Source organism: Flavobacterium chungangensis (assembly GCF_042654045.1).
In the GTDB taxonomy this organism is placed as follows: Bacteria; Bacteroidota; Bacteroidia; order Flavobacteriales; family Flavobacteriaceae; genus Flavobacterium; species Flavobacterium chungangensis.
The window spans coordinates 270053-294417 of record NZ_JBHSFY010000001.1 but is presented as its reverse complement, the minus strand read 5'-3'; the positions used below and the strand labels follow the sequence as shown (position 1 = coordinate 294417).

The following is a 24365-nucleotide window of genomic DNA, read 5'->3' as shown; positions in this document are numbered from 1 at the left end:
ATTACAACTCTAAAGCACGTTTAGCGTCGCCATTCATCAATAATTCTACTGGGTTTTCTAAAGCCTCTTTTACAGCAACTAAGAAACCAACAGACTCACGTCCGTCGATGATTCTATGATCGTAAGAAAGAGCAACATACATCATTGGGTGAATTTCAACTTTACCGTTTACAGCAATCGGACGCTCGATGATGTTGTGCATTCCTAAGATTCCTGATTGCGGAGGGTTGATGATTGGAGTAGATAACATACTTCCAAAAACTCCACCATTAGTAATTGTAAAAGTTCCTCCAGTCATATCGTCAACTGTAATTTGACCGTCACGAGCTCTTAAAGCTAATCTTTTGATTTCAGCTTCAATTCCACGGAAAGTTAAAAGTTCAGCATTACGAACAACAGGAACCATTAATCCTTTTGGTCCAGAAACTGCGATTGAGATGTCAGCAAAATCATAAGCGATTTTGTAATCACCATCCATCATTGAGTTAACATCTGGATATAATTCTAAAGCTCTTGTAACTGCTTTTGTAAAGAATGACATAAAACCTAAACCAAGACCACCATGTTTTGCTTTGAAAGCATCTTTGTATTCGTTACGAATTTGGTTGATTGGTGTCATGTTTACTTCGTTGAAAGTAGTAAGCATAGCAGTTTCATTTTTAGCTGAAACTAATCTTTCTGCTACTTTACGACGTAACATTGATAATTTTGTACGCTCAGTTCCACGGCTTCCTCCTGTTGGAGTTCCCATTGAAGGCACTGCATTTACAGCGTCATCTTTAGTAATTCTTCCGCCTTTACCAGTTCCTGAAACTGTTGCTGGAGCAATATTTTTCTCGTCTAATATTTTTCTTGCTGCTGGAGATGGAGTTCCTGCTGCATAACTTGCTGCTGGAGCTGCTTTAGGAGCCTCAGCTTTAGGAGCTTCTGCCTTTGGAGCTTCCGCTTTTGGTGCCTCAGCTTTAGGAGCTTCCGCCGCTGGAGCTGCACCGCCTGCTGGTTTAGCAGCATCTGTATCAATTAAACAAACTACAGCACCTACAGCTACTGTATCACCTTCTTCAGCTTTTAGTGTAATTACACCACTCATTTCAGCAGGTAATTCAAGAGTAGCTTTATCTGAATCAACTTCAGCAATCGCCTGATCTTTTTCTACATAATCTCCGTCTTTTACTAACCAAGTTGCAATTTCAACTTCTTTTATTGATTCCCCTGGTGATGGGACTTTCATTTCTAAAATCATCTTATTTCTTTGTTTAAGGTTTTTATGGCTTCAGTCCTGATAGCTATCGGGATTGAAACTTGAAACATTTTTTTATTATCTGAATAAATTTTTATCGAATACCATTCTAATTGCATCTGCATGACGACGTTTTGCACGTGTGTAGCTTCCAGATGCTGGAGCAGAATATGCTTTTAATGAAGCCAATCTCCATTTTACAAGATCAAAGTTCATTAACATAAAGCTGTAAGCTCCCATGTTTTTAGGCTCTTCTTGCGCCCAAACATAATCGTCAGCATTTGGATATTGTGCAATAATTTCTTTGATTTGATCCACAGGGAAAGGGAATAATTGTTCGATACGAACCACTGCAACATCATTTCTTCCGTTGTTTTCTCTTTCTGCTACGATATCATAGTAGAATTTACCTGTAACAAAAACTAAAGTTTTTACACCTTTTTTGTCTACTGTATTGTCATCAATTGTTTCTTGGAAACTTCCGTTTGCAATTTCTTCAACTGTAGATACACATCTTGGATCACGCAATAAACTTTTTGGAGAGAAAACTACCAATGGTTTACGGAAATTCGTTTTCATTTGTCTTCTTAACAAGTGGAAGAAGTTAGCTGGCGTTGTACAATCAGCAACATACATGTTGTGTCTTGCGCAAAGCTGTAAGTAACGTTCCATTCTTGCAGAAGAGTGTTCTGCACCTTGTCCTTCATATCCGTGAGGCAATAATAAAACGATACCATTTTGGTTGTTCCATTTGTCTTCACCACAAGAAATGTATTGGTCAATCATGATTTGAGCACCGTTAGAGAAATCTCCAAATTGTGCTTCCCAAATTGTTAAGGCTTTCGGGTTTGCTAATGCATATCCATAATCAAAACCTAAAACACCATATTCTGATAAAAGTGAATTGAATACACCAAAGTTTCCTTTTTTGTTTTCAATAGCGTTCAATAAGATTACCTCTTCTTCAGAATCTTCTACTTTTACAACAGCATGACGGTGAGAGAATGTACCACGCTCAACGTCTTGACCAGAAATACGAACATCAAATCCTTCTGTTAAAAGCGAACCGTAAGCTAGTGCTTCTGCAGTTCCCCAATCGATGGTATTGTTATCGTAACCAGCTTTTCTGTCTGTAACAATTTTACTTATTTTGTTGATAAACTTTTTATCCTCTGGTAAAGTTGAGATTGTCTTAATGATAGAATCTAATCCTTCTTTGGCAAAAGTAGTATCAACTTTTTGAAGCATTTGAGTATCTGTTACTTGAACAAATCCATCCCATTCGTTTTTCATGAATGGAGTAATGATTGTTAAGTCTTTTTTACGTGAAGCTTCTAAGTTTTCTTCTAAAGCAGATTTGTATTGTTTTTCTAAAGCATTAACATAAGATGCATCGATTACACCATCAGAAAGTAATTTATCTGCGTAGATGTCTCTTGGGTTTTTATGTTTAGCAATTATTTTGTATAAAACAGGTTGTGTGAAACGAGGTTCGTCACCTTCATTATGTCCGTATTTTCTATATCCTAATAAGTCAATAAATACGTCACGTCCAAATTGCATTCTGTAGTCTAATGCAAAAGATACAGCGTGTACAACAGCCTCTGCATCATCAGCATTTACGTGCAATACTGGAGAAAGAGTCACTTTAGCAACGTCTGTACAATAAGTAGAAGAACGAGCGTCTAAGTAGTTTGTTGTAAATCCAACTTGGTTGTTAATTACAATGTGGATTGTTCCTCCAGTTTTGTAACCATCAAGTTGAGCCATCTGAATGATTTCGTATAAAATACCTTGACCTGCAATTGCAGCATCTCCGTGTACTGCGATTGGCAATACTTTAGAGAAATCATCAGCATAATATTTATCTTGTTTAGCTCTTGTGATACCTTCAATTACAGCTCCAACAGTTTCTAAGTGAGAAGGGTTTGGTGCTAAATTGATGTTGATGCTTTTTCCAGATCTTGTTTTTTTGTCGGCAGTAAGACCTAAGTGGTATTTTACGTCACCGTCAAAATATTCTTGATCGTAATCTTTACCGTCAAACTCACCAAAGATATCTTGAGTAGATTTTCCGAAGATGTTTGCCAAAACGTTCAAACGACCACGGTGAGCCATTCCCATTACAAATTGTTCAACACCTTTTTCAGCAGCTTGCTCGATCAAAGCATCTAAAGCTGGGATGATAGATTCTCCACCTTCTAATGAGAAACGTTTTTGTCCAACATATTTAGTATGAAGGAAGTTTTCAAAAGAAACAGCTTCGTTTAGTTTATTTAAGATTGTTTTCTTTTCTTCTGTAGAGAAATTTGGCTGATTAACATTTACAGCCAATTTGTCCTGAATCCATTTTACAACGCCAGGATTTCTAATATACATATATTCAATACCGATATGCTGGCAGTAAATAGCTTTAAGACGATTTACGATATCTTGCAAAGAAGAAGGCACCATGCCGATGGTTTGAGCAGCATCAAAAACAGTCGAAAGATCGGCTGTTGTTAACCCGAAGTTTTCAATATCCAAAGTTGGAGATGAAGTTCTACGGTCACGAACAGGATTTGTTTTCGTGAATAAATGCCCGCGCGTACGGTATCCGTCAATTAATTTTAGTACATTGAATTCTTTTTGCAGTTTTTCTGAAACCAAACTACAGTCTGCGTTGTCGCTAGTCACGTACTCAACGATCGTTTGCACTGGATTTTCGTCGTTATAAGTTGTTTGTCCAAAGTCAAAACCTTGAAAAAAACTTCTCCAGCTAGGCTCAACGCTGTCTGGGTTAACTAAATATTGATCGTATAATTGTGCAAAAAACTCGGTATGCGCTGCGTTTAAAAATGAAAACCTATCCATAATATGAGTGAATATACTTTTTTGTTATATAGAAAGGCAAAAGTACAACAATCACATTTATTTAAATCTTTTTTTTACGTACTTTTACGTAAAAATTTGTTAAAATAAACGTTAACTATGAATAAAATTCAATTTTCAATCGATTGCAAATATTTTTTTGTGATTTTGGCCGTCTTATTTTCAAGTTATAGTATTGCACAACAAAAATATGTCATTGACAACAGTAACCATTTTTGGGAAAAAGTTCAATTTGGGGGTGGTTTAGGTCTTGGGTTTGGCTCTGGATACACTAATGTCTCTGTAATGCCAAGCGCCATTTACAATGTCAACGAAATTGTTGCCCTTGGAGTTGGATTGCAGTTTGGCTATTTATATCAAAAGAATTATTACGAATCATTTGTTTACGGCGGAAGTTTTATAACGCTTGTAAACCCGATTCCGCAACTTCAATTATCTGCAGAATTGGAACAAGTTAAGGTCGATACCGACTACGATGAAAATTATTATCATCCCGGTTTTTCCGATTCTTATTGGAACACAGCCCTATATTTAGGAGCAGGGTACAGGACAGGAAACGTGACAATTGGAGCGCGTTACGATGTTTTATACGATCCTAATAAAAGTCTTTACGGCTCTGGATTTATGCCTTTTGTGAGGGTTTATTTTTGAAGTTGCTAAGGTGCTGAGATGCTGAGTTGTTAAGTTTTTTTTAATTTTTTTATGATAGAACCTGAATTTAGATGTGGTACAGCAAAGGCGATTCAGAAGCTGGTTAAAGAGTTGAATATGCCATATGAAGATTGGATGCAGGATTGGCCTTATGAAGTTGCCAGTCCAAATGAAATAGATAAATACATTAGTTATTATAGGAAGTTAACAGACGATGATGAGAAGTTTGTTCTTATGGAAGCTATTATTCAAGCAACCGAAGATTTGAATACAGATAAACTTTTTGAAGAATATTTAAGTATAATAAAACATTTACTGGAGGACAATTTTACTATTCATCAATATACGATCTATTATTGGGCATCTTTTGATAATGAAATATTGATGACTGCTGGAAGATAAGTTTGTTTATGAGAGAGCTATTTGGCGTTCAGCAAGAAAAAAAACTTAGAATCTCAGAATCTTAGAATCTCACTTATAATAATTTCGAAACCAAACCTTCTGCCATTCTCTTTTTAAAATCAAGAAAGCAACTTGTTCTGCCAAAATAACCAAATCAGAACCGTCAAGTTGTTTGATTTCGTTTTCGGGAACGTCAATGATGTACAACAAGTTTAAGTATTCAGCAAATTTGTACTGAATCATTCGGTAAACTTTTTCGTGAAGCTGAATCTTTAATTCGTCTGGCGAAATGCTTAACGGAAAATCGATTCCTTCATTGGCCAGATTGAAGTCTTTATTAATCTGCTCAATAAGATTCAAATATAAAGTCTCTGCCTGCGCTTGCTCTAATAATGATTCGGTATTTACTGGTGCTACAAACATGTGATTTTAGATTTTTGATTGCTGATTGTAGATTTTTTTCTGAATACTAATTTCTGAAAACTGAACACTAAACCTTGCGTCCCATTAAGTTTTCTCCGAAAGCCCTCAAAACGTTTTTCTTTTCATCGCTGATTTCCATTTTTTCTAACGTTTCAAAAGCTTTAAAAGTATACATTTCAATTGCTTCCTGTGTTGCTTTTGATGCTCCAGATTGGTTAAAAATTGCTTTGGCAGTTTCTATTTTTTCTACATTATTTTCTAGCTGAAGCGTAAATAATTTTTCTAATTCTGAAGCTTTTTCGTCAGTAGAAAATTCTAAGGCTTTTAGGTACAAATATGTTTTTTTGTTTTCTATAATGTCTCCTCCAACTTGTTTTCCAAAAGTTTCAGGATCTCCAAAAGCATCCAAATAATCATCTTGAAGCTGGAAAGCCAATCCTAAATTCAAGCCGAAATCATAAATCAAATCGGCTTCTTTTTCAGAAGTTTTAGATACAATTGCCCCCATTTTCATGGCAGCTGCAACCAAAACAGCTGTTTTGTATTCAATCATTTTAAGGTATTGCGGAATTGTAACATCTTTACGAGTTTCAAAATCTACATCCCACTGCTGTCCTTCACAAACTTCAAGCGCTGTTTTGCTGAATAATTTGGCTAGGTTTCTAAAAACCGTTGGTTCATATTGTTCAAAATATTGATAAGCCAAAATAAGCATGGCGTCTCCAGAAAGAATCCCGGTGTTTAAATCCCATTTTTCGTGAACGGTAACTTGTCCTCTTCTCAAAGGCGCATCGTCCATAATGTCATCATGAACTAATGAAAAGTTATGAAAGACTTCAACCGCCATTGCTGCCGGAAGCGCAATCGAATAATCAGTATCAAAAACCTCTGCGGCCATTAAAGTTAAAACAGGACGGATGCGTTTTCCGCCAAGGCCTAAAATATATTCTATAGGCTCGTAAAGATTTTTAGGCTCTTTATGTATGTTTTGGCTTTGAAGATAATTGATGAAAAAATCTTGGTACTGACTTATATCGTGCATAATAAATTCTGATTTCGAGGCTCAAAGATACAATTCAAATATGAATTTCAATTATTGAAATGATTAAAAGCTTCTTAAAGAATTGGAAAGGGTTCTTAATCATTCTCATTTCTAAGATGTTAAATTTTTTTCTAAAAAACTTGGAAACTTTTTTGGTATTTAGAGTTTCCTGTCTATATTTGCAGCACTATAATGGAAACTAAGAACACTGTAAAAGTTTCCATAAGAGTTTGAATGATTTATAAATTGAATTAAATCAAGTATTTATGAAAACAAAATGGACCTTAGATTCTAGTCAGTCAGATGTTTTATTAGAAATGAGAAGATCAAGAACTGCTTATATGGGTGGAAATACAAATAAATTTGATGGTTATGTAAACATAGAAGATAATGAGATTGAAGATGCTTCGGTTGAATTTTCTTTGGATATCAATAACAAAAATGAAAGTTTCCAATCTATAGATGCTTATTTACAGCTTCAAGACTTTTTTGAAGAAGATGAGCATCCAATTATTAGCTTTAAATCAACTTCATTTCAAAAAGTAAATCAGAATATCAATTTCTTCAAAGGAGATTTAACCATAAAAGATATTACAAGAGTAGTGGAATTGGATGCTGAATTTTTGGGAGAAAATATTTATAACGGAGAAAAGAAAGTAGCTTTTGAAATTAAAGGAAATATCAAACGAGAAGACTTTGGTTTAGATTTTAACTCTTTTAATCATTCTTCTGGCGCCGCTTTGGGAAAAGATATCAAACTTATAGCAAATTTAGAATTTAGCATATAAATCTTACTAAAAGAATAAATTAATGTAAAATTATTACAAAAATATCGGAAACTATTTTTTTGATTTTAGTTTCCAAAGTATATTTGTAAGGCAATTCGAGAATTTAAAATGAAAGAGAAGATTATAGCAAAAGCAAGCGAGTTATTTTTAAAGCTTGGTTTTAAGAGTGTTACAATGGATGATATTGCAGGTGAAATGTGTATTTCTAAAAAAACGATTTACAAATATTTCTGCAACAAAGAAGTTTTGATTGAGGAAAGTACATCATTGGTTCATGGTCAAGTGCATGAAATCATGGATACGATTATAGCAAAGAATTACAATGCTATTCATGAGAATTTTGAGATTAGAGAAATGTTTCGTGATATGTTTAAAAACAACATTGACACTTCGCCAATCTACCAGTTAAAAAAACACTATCCAGAGATTTATCAGAACATTTTGTCTTTTGAAATTGATCAGTGTACGCAACTTTTTAGAGAAAATATCGAAAAAGGAATTCGTGAAGGCCTTTATAGAAGTGATTTGAATGTAGAGGTATATGTTAAGTTTTATTACACTTTAGTTTTTCATATAAATGAAAATACAGTTTCTGAAAGTGAAGCGCAAAGAATAGAATTGGAGGCCTTGGAGTATCATACTCGTGCAATGGCAACCGAAAAAGGAGTAGAGGAATTAGAAAAGCAATTAAAAAAAATAAATAATTAATTATCCAAATTGTCGTCATTTTATTCTGGGAGAGTTGTAAAAGAGGAAATGACGATGCCATCTCAAATTTTTAAAATAAATACTAACTACTTATGAAAAGAATCTTTCTTATAGTTTTGTGTACACTAGGCGTAACTGCTGGCGCACAAGTCAAAACCTTAACCTTGAAAGAGGCTGTTACATATGCACTTGAAAATAAAGCCGATGCTAAGAAGGCAAAACTTCAGGTCGAAAACAGCGAATATAAAATTCAAGAAATACGCTCGAGAGCATTACCGCAAATAACTGCAAATGGTAACTTAACCTATAACCCTATCATTCAAACGACAGTTATTGATGGTGCGGGATTTGGACAGCCAGGAACGACAATTCAAGCTGCTTTTGGTCAGAAATGGACATCAACAGCTGGGGTTTCTTTAACTCAGGCAATATTTGATCAGGCGGTTTTTACAGGTTTAAGAGCAGCACAGTCTACACGTGAATTTTATCAGATTAATAGTCAATTGACAGATGAACAAGTTATTGAAAGAGTTGCAAATAACTATTATTCTGTTTATGTACAGCGTGAAAGACTGATATTGTTAGACAGTAACTATGTAAATACTCAAAAGGTTCGTGATATTGTGCAAGGACAATTTGATAATGGGTTGGCTAAAAAAATAGATTTAGACCGTATTATTGTAAAAATGTCTAACATTGACACAGAGCGTCAGCAAGTTAAAAATCAAATTGAACTGCAGGAAAATGCATTGAAATTCTACATGGGTATGCCTATTGAATCTCAATTTGTGTTGCCTAAAGAAGAATTTGAAGTGGTTCCAACTTCTTTAACAGAAGAGCCAAATGTTGAAAATAGAACTGAATACCTGCTTTTAAAGAAACAAGAAGAGCTTTTAGTATTTAATAAAAAGGCAATTCAGGCAGAATATTATCCTACGCTTTCATTGACAGCTGGATATAACTATATAGGTCAAGGTCCAGAACTTCCTTGGTTTGCAAAACCATCCTCTGGAGTATACTGGTCAGATTTCTCTGGAATCGGATTAAATTTGAGAGTACCGATTTTTACAGGTTTTGGAACTCGTTCTAGAGTAAGACAAGCTGATGTTGAAATCAGATCTCTTCAAGAAGACATCAAAGACACTAAACTTTCTTTGGATTTAGATTATAGAAATGCAATGACGCAGATCAATAATAACCTTGTAACTATTGAAAACCAAAGAGAAAATATGCGTTTAGCGCTTGATATTTTATCAAATACCAAAAACAATTACCTTCAAGGTTTAGCATCTTTAACCGATTTGTTAGACGCACAAAATGCATCGCTTGAAGCACAAAATAACTTTACAAGAGCAGTTTTAAATTATAAAATTGCCGAAATATCTCTAATCAAATCGAAAGGCGAACTAAAATCTCTTACTAAATAACAAATTATTACAATGAAGAAAATAATTATAACAATCGTAATCATAGTCGTGGCTATTGTCGGGATTAACTACATTCTAAATAAGAACAAAACAGAAAACGAAGCGAAAACTGCAATTGTAGCAGAAAAAAATGCAGCCGTTTCTGTAAAAGTAGCTACAGTAAAAACAGAAGATGTTAACTTAGGTTTTACTGCAAACGGAAACTTTGCACCGATTCAGGAATTGACTTTTTCTGCTGAAAAATCTGGAAAAGTAATTAGTGTTTTAGTTAAAGAAGGTGACTACGTAAGAGTAGGACAAACTCTTTTAACAGTAAGAGGCGATGTTATCAATGTAAATGCTCAAGCAGCAGAAGCAGCATATCAAAATGCAAAATCTGATTATGCTAGATATGAAAATGCTTTCAAAACAGGTGGTGTTACAAAACAACAATTAGATCAAGCAAAATTGGCTTTGACTAATGCGCAATCTAGCTATACTCAAGCTAAAATTAATGTTGGAGACACAAGAGTAAAAGCTCCTATTAACGGATACATCAATAAAAAATATATCGAACCAGGTTCTATTTTAGCTGGAATGCCTGCAACTGCTTTATTTGATATTGTAAATGTTTCTAAATTAAAATTGACTGTTACAGTAAACGAAACACAAGTTGCTAGTTTAAAATTAGGACAGACTGTAGATATTACAGCAAGTGTTTATCCTGATAAATCTTTTAGCGGAAAAATTACTTTCATCGCTGCAAAAGCAGATGCATCTTTAAATTTCCCTGTTGAAATTGAAATTACAAACAATGCTAACAATGACCTAAAAGCGGGTATGTACGGAACTGCAAACTTTGGTGCTAAAAACCAAAAACAAAACTTGAAAGTTGTTCCTAGAAATGCTTTTGTTGGAAGTGTGAGCAGCAACGAAATCTTTGTTGTAGAAAACAATGTTGCTAAATTGAAAAAAGTTGTAGCTGGAAGAATTTTAGGAGATAAAGTTGAAATCATTAATGGTTTAAATGACGGAGAAGTAGTAATTGTTACAGGTCAGATCAACTTACAAGACGGAAATACAGTAGAAATTATTAAATAATTATACCGCTTTAAGCCTTAAGCCATAAACTTTAAGCCTTTAATAAAAGCCTAAAGCCTACAGCATATAGCCTAAAGCCAAAAATAAGATATATGAAATTAGCCGAAATATCCATAAAACGTCCGTCGTTGGTAATTGTATTGTTTACAATTCTGACTCTTGGTGGATTGTTCAGCTACAGCCAATTAGGCTACGAGCTGATCCCAAAATTCGAAACCAACGTTATTACGGTTTCAACTGTATATCCTGGAGCTTCTCCAAGTGAGGTTGAAAATACAGTGACAAAGAAAATTGAAGATGCGATTGCGTCTCTGGAAAATATCAAGAAAATTGATTCTAAATCTTATGAATCTCTTTCTGTAGTATCGATTACATTGACATCAAATGCAAACGTTGATATTTCGATGAACGATGCGCAGCGTAAAATTAATGCTATTTTAAGTGATCTTCCAGACGATGCAGATCCACCGTCATTAACTAAATTCTCTTTGAGTGATTTACCAATTATGACGCTTGGTGCGAATGGAAAAATGGACGAAGCAGCATTTTACGATTTGATCGATAAAAAAATTGCTCCAGTTTTATCTCGTGTACAAGGGGTTGCTCAGGTAAACATTATTGGTGGTCAAGAGCGTGAGATTCAAGTAAACCTTGACGCAGTAAAAATGCAAGGTTACGGACTTTCAGTTCCTCAGGTGCAGCAGACTATCTTAACTTCGAATCTGGATTTCCCAACGGGTAACATTCAAACTCGTAACCAAAAAATATTAATTCGTTTAGCGGGTAAATATAAAAATGTTGATGAATTAAGAAACTTAGTAGTTTCTTCACAAGACGGAATTCAAGTTCGTTTAGGAGATATTGCTGATGTTCAGGATACACAAAAAATCGCGGAGAAAATTGCGCGTGTAGATCAAAAAAGTGCGATTGTACTTCAAATTGTAAAACAGTCAGATGCTAATGCCGTTGCGGTAAGTGAGCAATTGATTAAGACAATTAAGACTTTAGAGAACGATTATAAATCGGCTCAATTGAAATTGGAAGTAGCAAAAGACAGTACAGTCTTTACTCTTGAAGCAGCAGACTCTGTTGTACACGATTTGTTAATTGCGGTTATTCTGGTAGCTTTCGTAATGTTGTTCTTCTTGCACAGTATTAGAAACTCATTGATCGTAATGGTTTCTATTCCAGCATCTTTGATTGCGACATTTATCGGAATTTATTTGTTAGGTTACACACTTAACTTAATGTCTTTACTTGGTTTATCTCTTGTTGTTGGTATTCTTGTGGATGACGCGATTGTGGTATTGGAGAATATTTATCGACACATGGAGATGGGTAAAAGCCGAATCCGTGCAGCTTATGACGGAACTGCCGAAATTGGTGCAACAGTAACTTCGATTACATTAGTAATTGTGGTAGTGTTCTTGCCAATTGCAATGAGTACAGGATTAGTATCGAACATTATTACACAATTCTGTGTTACGGTAATTATCTCTACGATGTTTTCATTATTGGCTTCGTTTACCATTATTCCGTGGTTGTCTTCTCGTTTTGGAAAACTAGAACATATTGAAGGTAAAAACATTTTCGGAAGAATCATTTTAGGATTTGAAAGCTACTTAACTCGTTTTACTAACTGGGTATCTAACTTGTTAAACTGGTGTTTAGATCACTATATTAAAACAATGGGAGTTATTCTGGTATTGTTTTTTGGTACGATCTTCTGGTTAATGGGAGGTGGATATATTGGAGGAGAGTTCTTCGCATCATCTGATAGTGGTGAGTTCTTGGTTCAAATTGAGATGCCAAAAGATGCTTCATTAGAGCAAACTAACTTTATGACGCAAAAAGCAGAAGCTTTCTTAAAAGGAGAGAAATATGTTTTCAGCCAAATTACAACTGTTGGACAAACCAGTGAAGGTTTAGGAGCTGCTCAGGCAACTGCTTACAAAGCTGAGATTGACGTTAAAATGATTGATCAAAAAGATCGTACGGATGATGCCAATGTTTATGCTGCAAAAGTAAAACGTAAATTAGAAAAAGTTTTAGTTGGTGCAAAAGTTAAAACGGTTCCAGTAGGTATTTTAGGTACTGCTGAGGATGCAACTTTAGGTTTGATTGTAACAGGTCCAAACGTAGAAAGCGCGATGAAATTTGCAAAAATGGCTGAAGCTGAATTACGTACTATTCCTGGAACAACGGAGATTAAATTAACAGTTGAGGATGGAAACCCTGAGATCAATGTTCAAGTTGATAGAGATAAAATGGCCGCTTTAGGATTAACACTTCAAACGGTTGGTTTAACTATGCAAACAGCTTATAGTGGTAATACAGACGGTAAATTTAGAGCTGGTGAATACGAATATGACATCAATATCAAATACAACGAATTTGATAGAAAAAATATCACAGACGTTAGTAACTTGATTTTCATCAACAATGCAGGTCAGCAGATTAAATTAAACCAATTTGCAACGATTACTGAAGGTTCTGGACCAAGTAAATTAGAACGTAGAGATAAAACAGCTTCTGTAACTGTACAAGGTCAAAATGTTGGGGTACCAGCAGGAACAATCGTTCAGCAATGGCAAGCAAAACTGGATAAATTGCAAAAACCAACTGGAGTTAACTACATCTGGGGTGGTGACCAAGAGAACCAATCTGAAGGATTTGGTACTTTAGGAATTGCATTATTAGCCGCTATTATCTTGGTTTACCTTGTAATGGTTGGATTATATGATAGTTTCGTTCACCCGTTTGTCGTATTATTTGCTATTCCGCTTTCGTTCATTGGAGTTTTATTCGCTTTAGCGTTAACAAACAACACTTTAAATATCTTTACGATCTTAGGGGTAATCATGTTGATTGGTCTGGTGTGTAAGAATGCGATCATGCTTGTCGATTATACCAATCAGCGAAGAGCAGCTGGAGAATCAATTAGAAATGCCCTAATCCAAGCAAACCACGCTCGTTTACGTCCGATCTTGATGACAACAATTGCGATGGTGTTTGGTATGTTCCCAATTGCATTAGCATCTGGTGCAGGAGCTGAATGGAAAAACGGATTAGCATGGGTAATCATTGGAGGTTTGATTTCATCATTATTCCTTACTTTGATTGTTGTGCCAGTTATCTACGACATTATGGAGAAAATTATCCGTAAGTTTTCTAAAGGAGAAAAAATCGATTATGAAGCTGAAATGCATGCCGATTATGAGCATACAGAATTAAGCGAAGACGGTTTTAATCCGAAACATACTCATTAATAGTTTTGATTTTTGATAGTGGAATTCCGAGCCCGAATTCGGAATTTCACAATGAAAAATCCCAAGTTCCTTTAAATTGGAATTTGGGATTTTTTTATTGATTCTTTAAAATTATTTCACGCAGATTTTACAGATTTTGGCAGATTAAATTAAAAGAAATCTGCATGTATCTGCTCAAATCTTTAGTAGATCTGCGTGAAAAAAAACAGCACTTTACATTGGAATTTGGAATTTGGAATTTGAACTTTGGAATTTGAACTTTGAGATTTGGAATTTTCCTATTCTTAATTGAAAAATATGTTTATTTGCATCACCTTACTAAAATAATTATGCTACAAAAAGATAAATCTGCAGCAATTGGTTTTATTTTCATAACCATGTTAATAGACATTACAGGATGGGGAATTATTATTCCTGTAATACCAAAACTAATAGAAGAATTGATTCATGGAGACATCAGCGAAGCGGCAAAAATTGGTGGCTGGTTAACTTTCGCGTATGCGATAACTCAGTTTGTATTTGCTCCTGTAATTGGAAATTTAAGTGATAAATTCGGAAGAAGACCAATCATCTTAATTTCCCTTTTCGGATTTTCTTTAGATTATATTTTACTGGCGTTCTCTCCAACCATTATCTGGCTTTTTATCGGAAGGATTATTGCTGGAGTCACTGGTGCGAGTATTACAACAGCTTCGGCTTATATTGCCGATGTCAGCACTCCTGAAAATAGAGCTAAGAATTTCGGATTAGTAGGTGCTGCTTTCGGACTAGGATTCATAATCGGACCAGTTATTGGAGGGCTTTTAGGCCAATACGGATCACGAGTTCCTTTTTATGCCGCAGCCATTTTATGTATGGTAAACTTTCTTTATGGATTTTTTATTTTACCAGAATCACTTAAAAAAGAGAATCGTAGACCTTTTGATTGGAAACGTGCCAATCCAATTGGAGCTATTTTAGGTTTGAGAAAATATCCAACTTTAATTGGTTTAATTGCCGCAATATTTTTGTTGTATGTAGGTTCGCATGCCGTACAAAGCAATTGGAGTTTCTTCACCATTTATCAATTTAATTGGGATGAAAGAATGATCGGAATCTCATTAGGAATAATCGGTCTCTTGGTAGGAGTTGTGCAAGGAGGATTGGTTAGATACATCAATCCGAAGATTGGAAACGAGAAAAGTATTTACATCGGTTTAGCTTTATATACAATCGGAATGCTGTTGTTTGCTTTTGCAACAGAAAGCTGGATGATGTTTGTGTTTTTAATTCCGTATTGCCTTGGCGGAATTGCTGGACCAGCACTTCAATCTGTTGTTGCAAGTAAAGTTGAGCCAAGCGAGCAAGGAGAAATTCAAGGAACTTTAACCAGCTTAATGAGTGCTTCTTCTATTATTGGTCCGCCAATGATGGCCAATACATTTTACTTTTTCACGCACGATGATGCACCGTTTAAATTTGCAGGAGCGCCTTTTATTTTAGGAGGAGTTTTAATGTTACTAAGTACAGTTGTTGCTTATTTTTCATTGAAAAACATGCTGTTCCACAAATAGAAAAGAAACAGTAAAAGCTATATTTTAAAGTAAAAAGCCTTCATATTTAAATATGAAGGCTTTTTTTATGTGTGGTAAAGTTTTATTCTTTAATAAATTTCACAGCTTTTTCTTTTCCGTCAGATTTTATATTTAAAATATACAGGCCAGAAGCAAGATGAGACAGATCTATTTGAGCTTCGGTACTATTTAATTTTTTTGAAATAACAGATTGTCCTAAAACAGAGAAAATTTGAATGTCTTCAATAGCTGATTTGTTTTTGACTGATAAAATATGTTTTACAGGATTTGGATAAAACTGAAAACTGGTCAAGTCAAAATCTGGATTAGAAAGCGAACCATTTAATTTTGCAGTTACAGCAAGCCGTTCTTTACTCTCGATTCCGTTTATAGTTTGAGAAGCATAATAAGTTACGCCATCAACTAAAACTGTCGATAATGGTAAAGAAGGCTCTATGGCAACTTTACTTGTTTTTCCGGTTGGAGAAGTTCCGGGTCTACTGTACCATTTAATGTTTTGACCATTAATAACAAGATCACCTAAAGTTTGCCCAGACTTAAACTCTAAAACCATTTCTTTTTTACCATCTATTAAAGGCGCTGGCGGATTAACCGTTATATATAACATGGTGTAACAGCCATTTTCATCGATAACATAAATTTCATGATTTCCAAAACTTACATTTGTAAAGACATTATTAGTCACACGTTCGAAAGGATCTAAAGAATAAAGATATTTTCCAGTTCCTCCAACTGCATTTACAGTTATAGTCTGATTTTCAATATTTACACTTACACTTATTGGATCAGGCTCACTTATATGTATTATTGATGATCTTATACTGCAGTTTACGGCATCAATAACATCAACAGTGTAATCTCCCACTCCTAAATATTTAAAAATATTAGACGATTGCGGGTCTGTTAGTTGAGTTCCAATGGCGTTTCTAAGTTGGAATTTGTATGGAAAAACACCGCCAGTTGCATTTGCTTCAATTGATCCGTCTGCTGCTGATTTACAGGATACATTTTTGGCTGTTAAATCAACAGATATTGGGTTATATTGTCTTATAAGAATGTTTTGTGTAAATGTACAGTTTGCATCATCTTTTGTTGTTATAGAATAAGCGCCTGGTTCTAAGTTATTTAAAGTAAAGTTAAATGTTTGATTAGTTATATAAGGAGCACCATTTATAGAATACTGGTATGGCAGTTTTCCGCCTTCGGTAACAATTTTAATTGAACCTTTGTTATTACAAGTAGTATTGGTTATCGCAGCCATTGAAGATAAAGTAGATTTATATTGATTGACTGTAACGTTTGTTGAAGCAATACATCCAACTTGATCTTTTATGTATACAGTATGAGTTCCCGCTTTTAATTCGCTTGATACATTTGAGGCGGAGTAATTTTTTCCATCAAAAGAATAAGTATAAAAAGATGCCCCTCCAGTTCCTGTGATTGTAACAAGATCTTTATCGCCACAACTAACACCTTCTGTAACAGTTGCATTTGCAATCAATGGAGTATAGCTACCTACTTGTATGTGTAAAGGATTATTGAGAGGTGCACAATTTTTACTGTCTCTAATCAGAACTGTATAGTTTCCAGGATCTAAATAGAAGAAACTTGTTGGCTTGTAAGTTTCTCCATAATCAAGAGAATAATAATAAGTGGTATTGCCTCCTGGCCCAACTATCATAATTTGTGATTTTGGTTGATCACAAGTTATTGCAGTTGTGAGATATTGAACTTCAAAAGAGGGATAGAAACCTAACTCAAAATAGTTAGTGCTAATAGTGCCATTATTATTTATTCTGGCATATATAGTGCGAGGATTATAAGAAGAATATCTGACAGGATCAGGTATTGCATTTACATTATTATTAGCGTCTTCAAGACTTAGATGATAGCTAATGTTTGTCTGCAAAGGATTTAAATTTCCAATTAGTTCCGCACTTTTAGTAGTCAAATCAAATAAAGGATAATTTTGGCAGGTTTCAAGCTTGCTAATCTGAGCAAAAATTAAAGTAGGCAATAAAAAGAGAAAACAAAGTAGAGTTTTTTTCATACAGATATATTTGTTAAAATAGCTCAACAAATATATCAAAAAAAGGGATTGTCTTATTTTAAATACAAATAATGGTTAAAATAGTCAATAATTGCTTTTCCTTGCAATAAAACATCGGCACCGATAATACCGTGAACTGGTTTTGCTTTGTACGATTCTAATGCTTCGTTTACATGTGAAAGATCAAAAATGACAATGCTAAAATCTTTACTTTTCCAGCTGCCCAATTGCAGTTTATTTTGAGACGAAATCTGTGTTGCCATTCCGGTTCCTCCAGCTCCAGAAGCTTTTGTTTTAGAATTTTTTGCAGCAAGTTCAAAACGTTCAATAGACTCAAAACCTACACAAGTATTGGATGCGCCTGTATCTAAAATAAAATTTCCAGAATAGCCATTAATTTTAGCTTTAATTAGCAAATGCTGTGTTTTGGTTATTTTAAACTTTATTTTTTTGTACTTCTCTATTTTGAGAATTTCGTGAAGATTTTCCATTCCTAGTATTGATTGAAACTCAAAAATAAAGCAATTAAACCCAAAAAACTAATGATATGCAAAAGATATAATTGGAAGGCTTGTTGGAGTTTCAAAATATACGTAAGGTTTGTTTCCTATTTTTATCCTTTTAATTTTTTAAAGCTTTTTTTAAGTTTTTTTTAATTATATGCAGTTGATTATAATGTGGTTACCTTTTGTTTTTTAAGATTTTTAGGATTCTTTTTTCTAAATTAGCTATAAAATGCTTTTTTATGGATCTAAATACAATTCATCCGGATCAAAAATATATCGACGGACTTGCTGCAAATGACTCGGTAGTAATTGAAATGATATATAAAAAGTTTGCGCCCAAAGTGGTCCAGTTTATAACCAATAATTCTGGAGATAAAGATCAAGCGCAGGATGTGGTTCATGAAATCATGATTTTGCTATTTAATCAGGCGAAAGCGAGAAAACTTCACTTAACATGTCCATTTGATGCGTATTTTTTCTTGCTTTGTAAAAGACGATGGCTAAACGAACTCAAAAATTCTGCCCATAAAGATGTAACAATTTATGAAAACGTGGTATCTGTCAATGAATCTGCTCACGAATTGATTGCTCAAACAGAAAAATTTGAAGAAGAACAAAAGCGTTACGGAAATGAAAATAAACAGGAAATAGAAGAGGATAGAGTTGCTTTTGAAGGAAACCTGACTAAAATTTCAGATAAATATTTCAATAAAAAGAAACATAAAACAGCGTCGCTTAAACCTTGGTATTTTGCCGTAGCAATTTCTATAATTATAATGTTCGGATTGTTTTTCTTTGATTATAGACATTATCCTAATTTTGAAGATTATAACCATCCAGAAAGTGCCTATTTTACAGAAAGAGGCGTTTCTGAAGCCATTTTAAAACAAGCAGAAAATAATTTTAACGGAAAAAGATATGAAACCGCGATTCCGATTTTTGAAAGTATTTTGAAGGAAAACAATTCAGATGAAATAAAATATTTTTATGCTGTTTCATTGTTGCAGGTAAGTAAATACGTAAAAGCAGAAACCATTTTTAAAGAATTGGAAGCAGAAAATTCTGTTTACAAAGAAAAAGCAAAGTGGAATCTGGCTTTATCTAAGCTAAAACAAGGAAAATATAACGAATGCAAAGCCATTTTACAGACCATTTCGCAAGACTATGAAGGCTATGATGATGTAGAACAATTACTTGAAGAATTGGAGTAAAATTAAATTATTAAGAAAAATTTTATCTCTTTACGGGAAACCTCAATCGAATTTGGAATTTTAGTTCTAAATTCGATTTTCTTTTTTAAGGAATAGCCCAAAATCAATTTAACCTAACCATTAAAACCAAAATGAAAAAAGTTATCCTGTTGTTTCTTTTTATTTGTTCGCAAACCATTTTTAGTTTCAATAAAATTACCGAGACTGAAAAGTTGGCTGCGACTTGAAAAATTTGGGGTTTCTTAAAATATTATCATCCAAAAGTGGCTAATGGAGAATTGAATTGGGATAATCAGCTTTTGGAGAAATTGCCATTAATAGAAAAAGCACAAACAAAAGAAGAGTTCTCTTTAATCTTAGAAAATTGGATTGATGATCTGGGACCAGTAAAAGAAATTGCTCCAATTGTTACTCCAAAAGAGGTTAAATTTTTTGATAAGAACTTTGATCTAAGCTGGTTCAATGACAAATTGTTTTCTAAAAGGCTCTCAAAAAAATTAAAATTTATCGAAGAAAACAGATTTCAAAGTAATGAAGAATTTGGACCAAGTTTTGACGGTTTTAAAAACTTAAAAAACTATTTTAATCTTGATTACACTAATAAAAATTCAAAGCTTTTAATGTTTTATGCGTATTGGAATGTGGTAGAATATTATTATCCATACAAATACATAATGGATCAGAGATGGGATAAAACTTTAAATGAGTTATTACCCTCTGTTGTTGAATCCAAAACACCAGAAGATTTTTATAAAGTATTGAGAAAAGCGGCTGCAAAACTCAATGATACTCATGTCCAGTTTCATATTTACCCGTCTGAAACAACAAAAAAGAGTTTTTATTATTTTCCAGCAACAGGTAAAGTAATAGATGAAAAATTAGTAATTACCGAGATTTTGGGAGATAGTCTTGCAGAGGCCGACAATATTAAAATTGGAACTGTAATTACTAAAATAAACGATAAGAGCATTAGAGAAATTATTGAAGAGAAAAGAGATATTGTTTCTGCTTCAAACGAGGTTGCTTTTCTGGATAAAGTTCTGCGTACAATTTTAGTGAGCGAATCTGAAAAGGTAAATGTAGAATTCCTGAAAGATGGAAAGTACGAAACAAAGTCAATGACTTGGTTTAACTATCACGATTCACATCGAAATGAGTATAAAAAAGGAGCACAAATAAAGAAAGATAAATTTAAACTTTTGGACAATAATATTGGTTACGTAAACATGGGAGTTATTAAACCCAAAAATGTTCCTAATATGATTGATGCTCTTAAATCGACAAAAGCTATAGTTTTTGATATGAGAAATTATCCAAATGGAACTTTTGGAGAAATTGGTAATTTTTTGAATTCTGAAGAAAAAGAATTTTGCCTTTATACCTATCCATATCCAAATTATCCAGGAAAGTATACTTGGGAAGAAGGAAGAAAAGCGGGATTTGAAAATAAAGACAATTACAAAGGAAAAGTAATTGTATTGCTTAATGAAGATTCTATAAGCCAGTCAGAATGGACGGCGATGTGTTTTCAAACAGCTGGGAATACCACAATTATTGGAAGTCAGACTGCTGGAGCAGACGGAAATGTTTTTGAATTTGATTTTAGTGGCTATCATACTAATTTCTCTGGTATTGGCGTTTACTACCCAGACGGAAGAGAAACCCAACGTATAGGAATTGTTCCCGATATTGAGATAAAACCAACAATTTTAGGTATTCAACAAGGCAAAGATGAAGTTTTGGAACGGGCTTTGCTATATATAGAAACGGGAAAATAAAACCTCGTTTGTCATACTGAAGAACGAGGGGTCACACTAGCTGATCGAGAGAAAAAATGGGGGTTTTCTTTTCGACGCTTCTTGTGAGGCCCTTTGTTCTTCAGAATAACAAAAATTAGGTGATTATTATTCTGACCTTTGTTAAAGCTTCAAGCTTTGACAAAGGTTTTTTTATTTTCAGGCATTTGTAAAAAGAGAAAATCAGTCAACATCAGCGTTTTCACGAAAGTGATATCCGTTTTATCCGTGTCCGATTTACGAAATTGCTATTCTTTTAATATTGTCGTAATTTTGGCGCTTTAAAATTATAGTCTTGAATTCAACACCCATTATTACCGATACCCACACGCATTTATATTCTGAAGAATTTGATCAGGATCGTGACGCAATGATTCAGCGCGCCATTGATGCCGGAATTACCCGTTTTTTTATTCCCGCAATTGATGCTGCCGCTACACAGTCTATGTACGATTTGGAGAAAAACTATCCCGAAAATGTATTTCTAATGATGGGTTTGCATCCTACTTACGTGAAAGATAATTATCTGGAAGAATTAGCACATGTAGAAGCAGAATTATCTAAAAGAAAATTCTATGCTGTTGGAGAAATCGGGATCGATTTGTATTGGGATAAAACCCATTTAAAAGAACAGCAAATCGCTTTTAAAAGACAAATTCAGTTAGCAAAACAATATAAATTACCTATTGTAATTCATTGCAGAGAAGCTTTTGATGAAATCTTTGAAGTGTTAGAAGAAGAAAAATCTGAAGATTTATTTGGGATTTTTCATTGTTTTTCCGGAACTTTAGAACAAGCAGAACGTGCGATTTCTTACAAAATGAAATTAGGAATTGGCGGCGTTGTTACTTTTAAGAACGGAAAAATCGATCAGTTTTTAAATCAAATAGATTTGAAACACATCGTTTTGGAGACAGATTCTCCATATTTAGCACCAATTCCGTTTAGAGGAAAAAGAAACGAAAGCAGTTATTTGGTCAACGTTATTGCTAAATTAAGCGATGTATATGGAGTTTCTACAGAAGAAATTGCAGCAGTTACAACCCAGAATTCGAAAGACGTTTTTGGGATTTAACCTGTACCTTACAAAACTTTAATTTTTTTTTTGTTCTTTTGCCCACTTAAACCCAAATAAATAATGCAGAGATTTGATGCCATTCGACCGTTTTATGATTCCGAAATAAATGAAGCACTTCATGGTGTAGTAAATCATCCTATGATGAAAACCATGATGAACTTTACTTTTCCGGACGTAGAAGATGAGGTTTGGAAGGAACAATTAAAGAAAACACATTCTATTCGTGATTTTCAATGCAACTTTATTTACAACACAATCCAGAAAGTTTTAGAAAAAAGCTCTGAAGGTCTTACAACTTCAGGTTTTGAAAAACTAGAGCCTAATACTTCTTATCTATTTATCTCGAACCATAGAGATATTCTTTTGGATACAACACTATTGAATGTTTGTTTATTCGAACATGGTTTGGTGATGACTGCTTCGGCAATTGGAGATAATTTAGTAAAGAAAGCTTTCTTGGCAACTTTAGCAAAATTAAACAGAAACTTTTTGGTTTTAAGAGGATTAACGCCTCGTGAAATGCTGCAAAGTTCAAAGTTGTTGTCTGAATATATGGGACAATTACTGCTTCGCGAAAATCGTTCGGTTTGGATTGCCCAAAGAGAAGGAAGAACAAAAGATGGAAATGACGAAACCAATCCAGGAGTTTTAAAAATGATCGGAATGGGTTCTGACGAAGAAAACTTAATGGATTATTTTAAGAAATTAAAAATTGTTCCAGTTTCTATTTCTTACGAATACGATCCGACTGATGTTTTGAAAATGCCGCAATTAATGGCAGAAGCAAATAACGAAGTTTACGTAAAAGACAAAAACGAAGATTTCATGACCATTTTGAGTGGTATCATGGGAACGAAGAAAAGAATACACATTTCTGTTGGCGATGTCCTAGATACAGAAATCGATCAGATTGTGGCTGAAAACGATAATGCAAACAAGCAAGTTCAAGCTTTGGCACAAACGATTGATGATGTTATTTTGAAAAATTACCAATTATGGCCAACAAACTTTATTGCTTACGATATTTTAAACGAAACAGACAAGTTTGCTCACAAATATAAAGAAAGCGAAAAGCAGCTTTTTGAGCGTCGTTTAGAAATGCGTATCGGAAGCGATAATCCTGTGACAAGACAAGGATTCTTGGCTATGTATGCTAACCCTGTTGTCAATAAATTGAAATACCAAGATGTCATCTAAAGCAAAAATATTATTGGTTTATACCGGAGGAACTATCGGTATGAGCAAAGATTTTGAAACTGGAGCGCTTAAAGCCTTCAATTTTGGTAAATTAATTCAGAAAATTCCAGAAATTAAACAATTGGACTGCGAAATCGAATCAATTTCGTTCGAACATCCAATTGATTCTTCTAATATGAATCCCGAAATGTGGACAAGAATTGCCACCATTATCGAGGAAAATTACAATACTTACGACGGATTTGTAGTGCTTCACGGATCAGATACCATGTCGTATTCGGCTTCGGCATTAAGCTTTATGCTGGAGAATTTGGCAAAACCAGTAGTATTTACAGGGTCGCAATTACCAATTGGAGATTTGCGTACCGATGCGAAAGAAAATCTGATTACAGCAATTCAGATTGCTTCTCTTCAAGAAAACGGGAAACCAGTTATTACAGAAGTGTGTTTGTATTTTGAATACAAATTATACCGCGGAAATAGAACTTCTAAAGTAAACGCAGAACATTTTAGAGCTTTTACGGCGCCAAATTATCCTGAATTGGTTGAATCTGGTGTTCATTTAAAATTAAACAAGCATTTATTTCTTCCAATAAATAAAGATGCAAAGCTGATCGTTCATAAAAATTTGGATAATCACGTTGCAATCATTAAAATGTTCCCAGGAATGAGCGAAATTGTTCTAGCTTCAATCCTTGCAACTCAAGGTTTAAGAGGAATTATTTTAGAAACTTACGGTTCAGGAAATGCTCCAACAGAAGATTGGTTTTTAAACCTAATAGAAAAAGCAATCAAATCTGGAATGCATATTGTAAACGTAACGCAATGTTCTGGAGGAAGTGTAAACATGGGACAATACGAAACCAGTACAGCTTTAAAATCGCTTGGAGTGATCTCAGGAAAAGACATCACGACAGAAGCAGCAATTACAAAATTAATGTATTTGCTTGGTCATAATATTCCTCAAAATAGGTTTAAAGATATTTTTGAAACTGCACTTCGCGGGGAAATATCTTAGAATTTAAATTCCAATATTTAAAAAAAACAAATTC

Annotated in this window: 19 protein-coding genes; 13 read left to right on the top strand and 6 right to left on the bottom strand. The window is 34.1% G+C overall.

From position 1 onward, the window contains the following. Nucleotide 1: 1 nt before the first annotated feature. Both odhB and ACFO3N_RS01295 read right to left on the bottom strand, forming a co-directional pair. Nucleotides 2-1243, bottom strand: a complete 1242-nt coding sequence (odhB, locus tag ACFO3N_RS01300; protein ID WP_379794923.1) for a 2-oxoglutarate dehydrogenase complex dihydrolipoyllysine-residue succinyltransferase — start codon at nucleotides 1241-1243, stop codon at nucleotides 2-4. 75 nt (nucleotides 1244-1318) lie between these two features. Continuing rightward, entirely contained in the window at nucleotides 1319-4093 is a 2775-nt protein-coding gene (locus tag ACFO3N_RS01295) for a 2-oxoglutarate dehydrogenase E1 component (protein WP_248729027.1), read from the bottom strand. Between the two features lie 117 nt (nucleotides 4094-4210). Between ACFO3N_RS01295 and ACFO3N_RS01290 the strand changes: the two genes are divergently transcribed. Together ACFO3N_RS01290 and ACFO3N_RS01285 are read left to right on the top strand one after the other, a co-directional pair. Then, on the top strand, nucleotides 4211-4762 hold the full coding sequence (locus ACFO3N_RS01290; RefSeq protein WP_379794922.1) for a hypothetical protein: 552 nt from the start codon (nucleotides 4211-4213) through the stop codon (nucleotides 4760-4762). A gap of 51 nt (nucleotides 4763-4813) precedes the next feature. Then, nucleotides 4814-5164: a hypothetical protein gene (locus ACFO3N_RS01285; RefSeq protein ID WP_379794921.1), complete on the top strand. Its 351-nt coding sequence runs from the start codon at nucleotides 4814-4816 to the stop codon at nucleotides 5162-5164. Between the two features lie 69 nt (nucleotides 5165-5233). Here the strand turns inward: ACFO3N_RS01285 and ACFO3N_RS01280 are convergent, their stop codons facing one another. Beyond that, complete coding sequence (locus tag ACFO3N_RS01280; protein WP_250834455.1) at nucleotides 5234-5587, bottom strand: hypothetical protein; 354 nt, start codon at nucleotides 5585-5587, stop codon at nucleotides 5234-5236. Nucleotides 5588-5654: 67 nt separating this feature from the next. After that, a complete protein-coding gene (locus tag ACFO3N_RS01275) occupies nucleotides 5655-6629 on the bottom strand; it encodes a polyprenyl synthetase family protein (protein WP_379794920.1) in 975 nt (324 codons plus the stop codon). A gap of 266 nt (nucleotides 6630-6895) precedes the next feature. Between ACFO3N_RS01275 and ACFO3N_RS01270 the strand changes: the two genes are divergently transcribed. From ACFO3N_RS01270 to ACFO3N_RS01245, 6 genes are all read left to right on the top strand, one after another. Further along, nucleotides 6896-7417, top strand: coding sequence for a YceI family protein (locus ACFO3N_RS01270; RefSeq protein WP_379794919.1), 522 nt, complete (start codon nucleotides 6896-6898; stop codon nucleotides 7415-7417). A gap of 108 nt (nucleotides 7418-7525) precedes the next feature. Continuing rightward, complete coding sequence (locus ACFO3N_RS01265) at nucleotides 7526-8125, top strand: TetR/AcrR family transcriptional regulator (RefSeq protein WP_095929670.1); 600 nt, start codon at nucleotides 7526-7528, stop codon at nucleotides 8123-8125. A 92-nt stretch (nucleotides 8126-8217) separates the two neighbouring features. Next, a complete protein-coding gene (locus ACFO3N_RS01260; RefSeq protein WP_379794918.1) occupies nucleotides 8218-9552 on the top strand; it encodes a TolC family protein in 1335 nt (444 codons plus the stop codon). Nucleotides 9553-9564: 12 nt separating this feature from the next. Further along, nucleotides 9565-10632: an efflux RND transporter periplasmic adaptor subunit gene (locus ACFO3N_RS01255; protein ID WP_250834450.1), complete on the top strand. Its 1068-nt coding sequence runs from the start codon at nucleotides 9565-9567 to the stop codon at nucleotides 10630-10632. Nucleotides 10633-10724: 92 nt separating this feature from the next. Then, nucleotides 10725-13901, top strand: a complete 3177-nt coding sequence (locus ACFO3N_RS01250) for an efflux RND transporter permease subunit (protein WP_379794917.1) — start codon at nucleotides 10725-10727, stop codon at nucleotides 13899-13901. Between the two features lie 329 nt (nucleotides 13902-14230). Continuing rightward, nucleotides 14231-15454, top strand: coding sequence for a TCR/Tet family MFS transporter (locus ACFO3N_RS01245; protein ID WP_379794916.1), 1224 nt, complete (start codon nucleotides 14231-14233; stop codon nucleotides 15452-15454). A gap of 82 nt (nucleotides 15455-15536) precedes the next feature. Here the strand turns inward: ACFO3N_RS01245 and ACFO3N_RS01240 are convergent, their stop codons facing one another. Continuing rightward, complete coding sequence (locus ACFO3N_RS01240; RefSeq protein WP_379794915.1) at nucleotides 15537-17525, bottom strand: T9SS type A sorting domain-containing protein; 1989 nt, start codon at nucleotides 17523-17525, stop codon at nucleotides 15537-15539. 53 nt (nucleotides 17526-17578) lie between these two features. After that, nucleotides 17579-18016, bottom strand: coding sequence for a retropepsin-like aspartic protease (locus ACFO3N_RS01235; RefSeq protein ID WP_095929782.1), 438 nt, complete (start codon nucleotides 18014-18016; stop codon nucleotides 17579-17581). A 254-nt stretch (nucleotides 18017-18270) separates the two neighbouring features. Between ACFO3N_RS01235 and ACFO3N_RS01230 the strand changes: the two genes are divergently transcribed. From ACFO3N_RS01230 to ACFO3N_RS01210, 5 genes are all read left to right on the top strand, one after another. Continuing rightward, entirely contained in the window at nucleotides 18271-19242 is a 972-nt protein-coding gene (locus ACFO3N_RS01230) for a CDC27 family protein (RefSeq protein ID WP_379794914.1), read from the top strand. Nucleotides 19243-19505: 263 nt separating this feature from the next. Beyond that, entirely contained in the window at nucleotides 19506-21020 is a 1515-nt protein-coding gene (locus ACFO3N_RS01225) for a S41 family peptidase (RefSeq protein ID WP_379794913.1), read from the top strand. Between the two features lie 313 nt (nucleotides 21021-21333). Beyond that, nucleotides 21334-22113: a TatD family hydrolase gene (locus ACFO3N_RS01220; protein ID WP_250834443.1), complete on the top strand. Its 780-nt coding sequence runs from the start codon at nucleotides 21334-21336 to the stop codon at nucleotides 22111-22113. A 63-nt stretch (nucleotides 22114-22176) separates the two neighbouring features. Continuing rightward, nucleotides 22177-23313, top strand: a complete 1137-nt coding sequence (locus ACFO3N_RS01215; protein ID WP_095929678.1) for a 1-acyl-sn-glycerol-3-phosphate acyltransferase — start codon at nucleotides 22177-22179, stop codon at nucleotides 23311-23313. Then, nucleotides 23303-24331 (top strand): asparaginase, encoded by a 1029-nt coding sequence (locus ACFO3N_RS01210; protein WP_379794912.1) that lies wholly within the window; start codon nucleotides 23303-23305, stop codon nucleotides 24329-24331. Before ACFO3N_RS01215 ends, ACFO3N_RS01210 begins: the two co-directional genes overlap by 11 nt. The last annotated feature ends 34 nt before the right edge of the window (nucleotides 24332-24365 follow it).

Coding starts and splice junctions, on each gene's coding strand:
- ACFO3N_RS01210 (WP_379794912.1), top strand. CDS start 23,303: ATGTCATCTAAAGCAAAAATATTATTGGTTTATACCGGAGGAACTATC.
- ACFO3N_RS01295 (WP_248729027.1), bottom strand. CDS start 4,093: ATGGATAGGTTTTCATTTTTAAACGCAGCGCATACCGAGTTTTTTGCA.
- ACFO3N_RS01275 (WP_379794920.1), bottom strand. CDS start 6,629: ATGCACGATATAAGTCAGTACCAAGATTTTTTCATCAATTATCTTCAA.
- ACFO3N_RS01270 (WP_379794919.1), top strand. CDS start 6,896: ATGAAAACAAAATGGACCTTAGATTCTAGTCAGTCAGATGTTTTATTA.
- ACFO3N_RS01230 (WP_379794914.1), top strand. CDS start 18,271: ATGGATCTAAATACAATTCATCCGGATCAAAAATATATCGACGGACTT.
- ACFO3N_RS01290 (WP_379794922.1), top strand. CDS start 4,211: ATGAATAAAATTCAATTTTCAATCGATTGCAAATATTTTTTTGTGATT.
- ACFO3N_RS01255 (WP_250834450.1), top strand. CDS start 9,565: ATGAAGAAAATAATTATAACAATCGTAATCATAGTCGTGGCTATTGTC.
- ACFO3N_RS01235 (WP_095929782.1), bottom strand. CDS start 18,016: ATGGAAAATCTTCACGAAATTCTCAAAATAGAGAAGTACAAAAAAATA.
- ACFO3N_RS01250 (WP_379794917.1), top strand. CDS start 10,725: ATGAAATTAGCCGAAATATCCATAAAACGTCCGTCGTTGGTAATTGTA.
- ACFO3N_RS01285 (WP_379794921.1), top strand. CDS start 4,814: ATGATAGAACCTGAATTTAGATGTGGTACAGCAAAGGCGATTCAGAAG.
- ACFO3N_RS01240 (WP_379794915.1), bottom strand. CDS start 17,525: ATGAAAAAAACTCTACTTTGTTTTCTCTTTTTATTGCCTACTTTAATT.
- ACFO3N_RS01265 (WP_095929670.1), top strand. CDS start 7,526: ATGAAAGAGAAGATTATAGCAAAAGCAAGCGAGTTATTTTTAAAGCTT.
- ACFO3N_RS01215 (WP_095929678.1), top strand. CDS start 22,177: ATGCAGAGATTTGATGCCATTCGACCGTTTTATGATTCCGAAATAAAT.
- odhB (WP_379794923.1), bottom strand. CDS start 1,243: ATGATTTTAGAAATGAAAGTCCCATCACCAGGGGAATCAATAAAAGAA.
- ACFO3N_RS01245 (WP_379794916.1), top strand. CDS start 14,231: ATGCTACAAAAAGATAAATCTGCAGCAATTGGTTTTATTTTCATAACC.
- ACFO3N_RS01260 (WP_379794918.1), top strand. CDS start 8,218: ATGAAAAGAATCTTTCTTATAGTTTTGTGTACACTAGGCGTAACTGCT.
- ACFO3N_RS01280 (WP_250834455.1), bottom strand. CDS start 5,587: ATGTTTGTAGCACCAGTAAATACCGAATCATTATTAGAGCAAGCGCAG.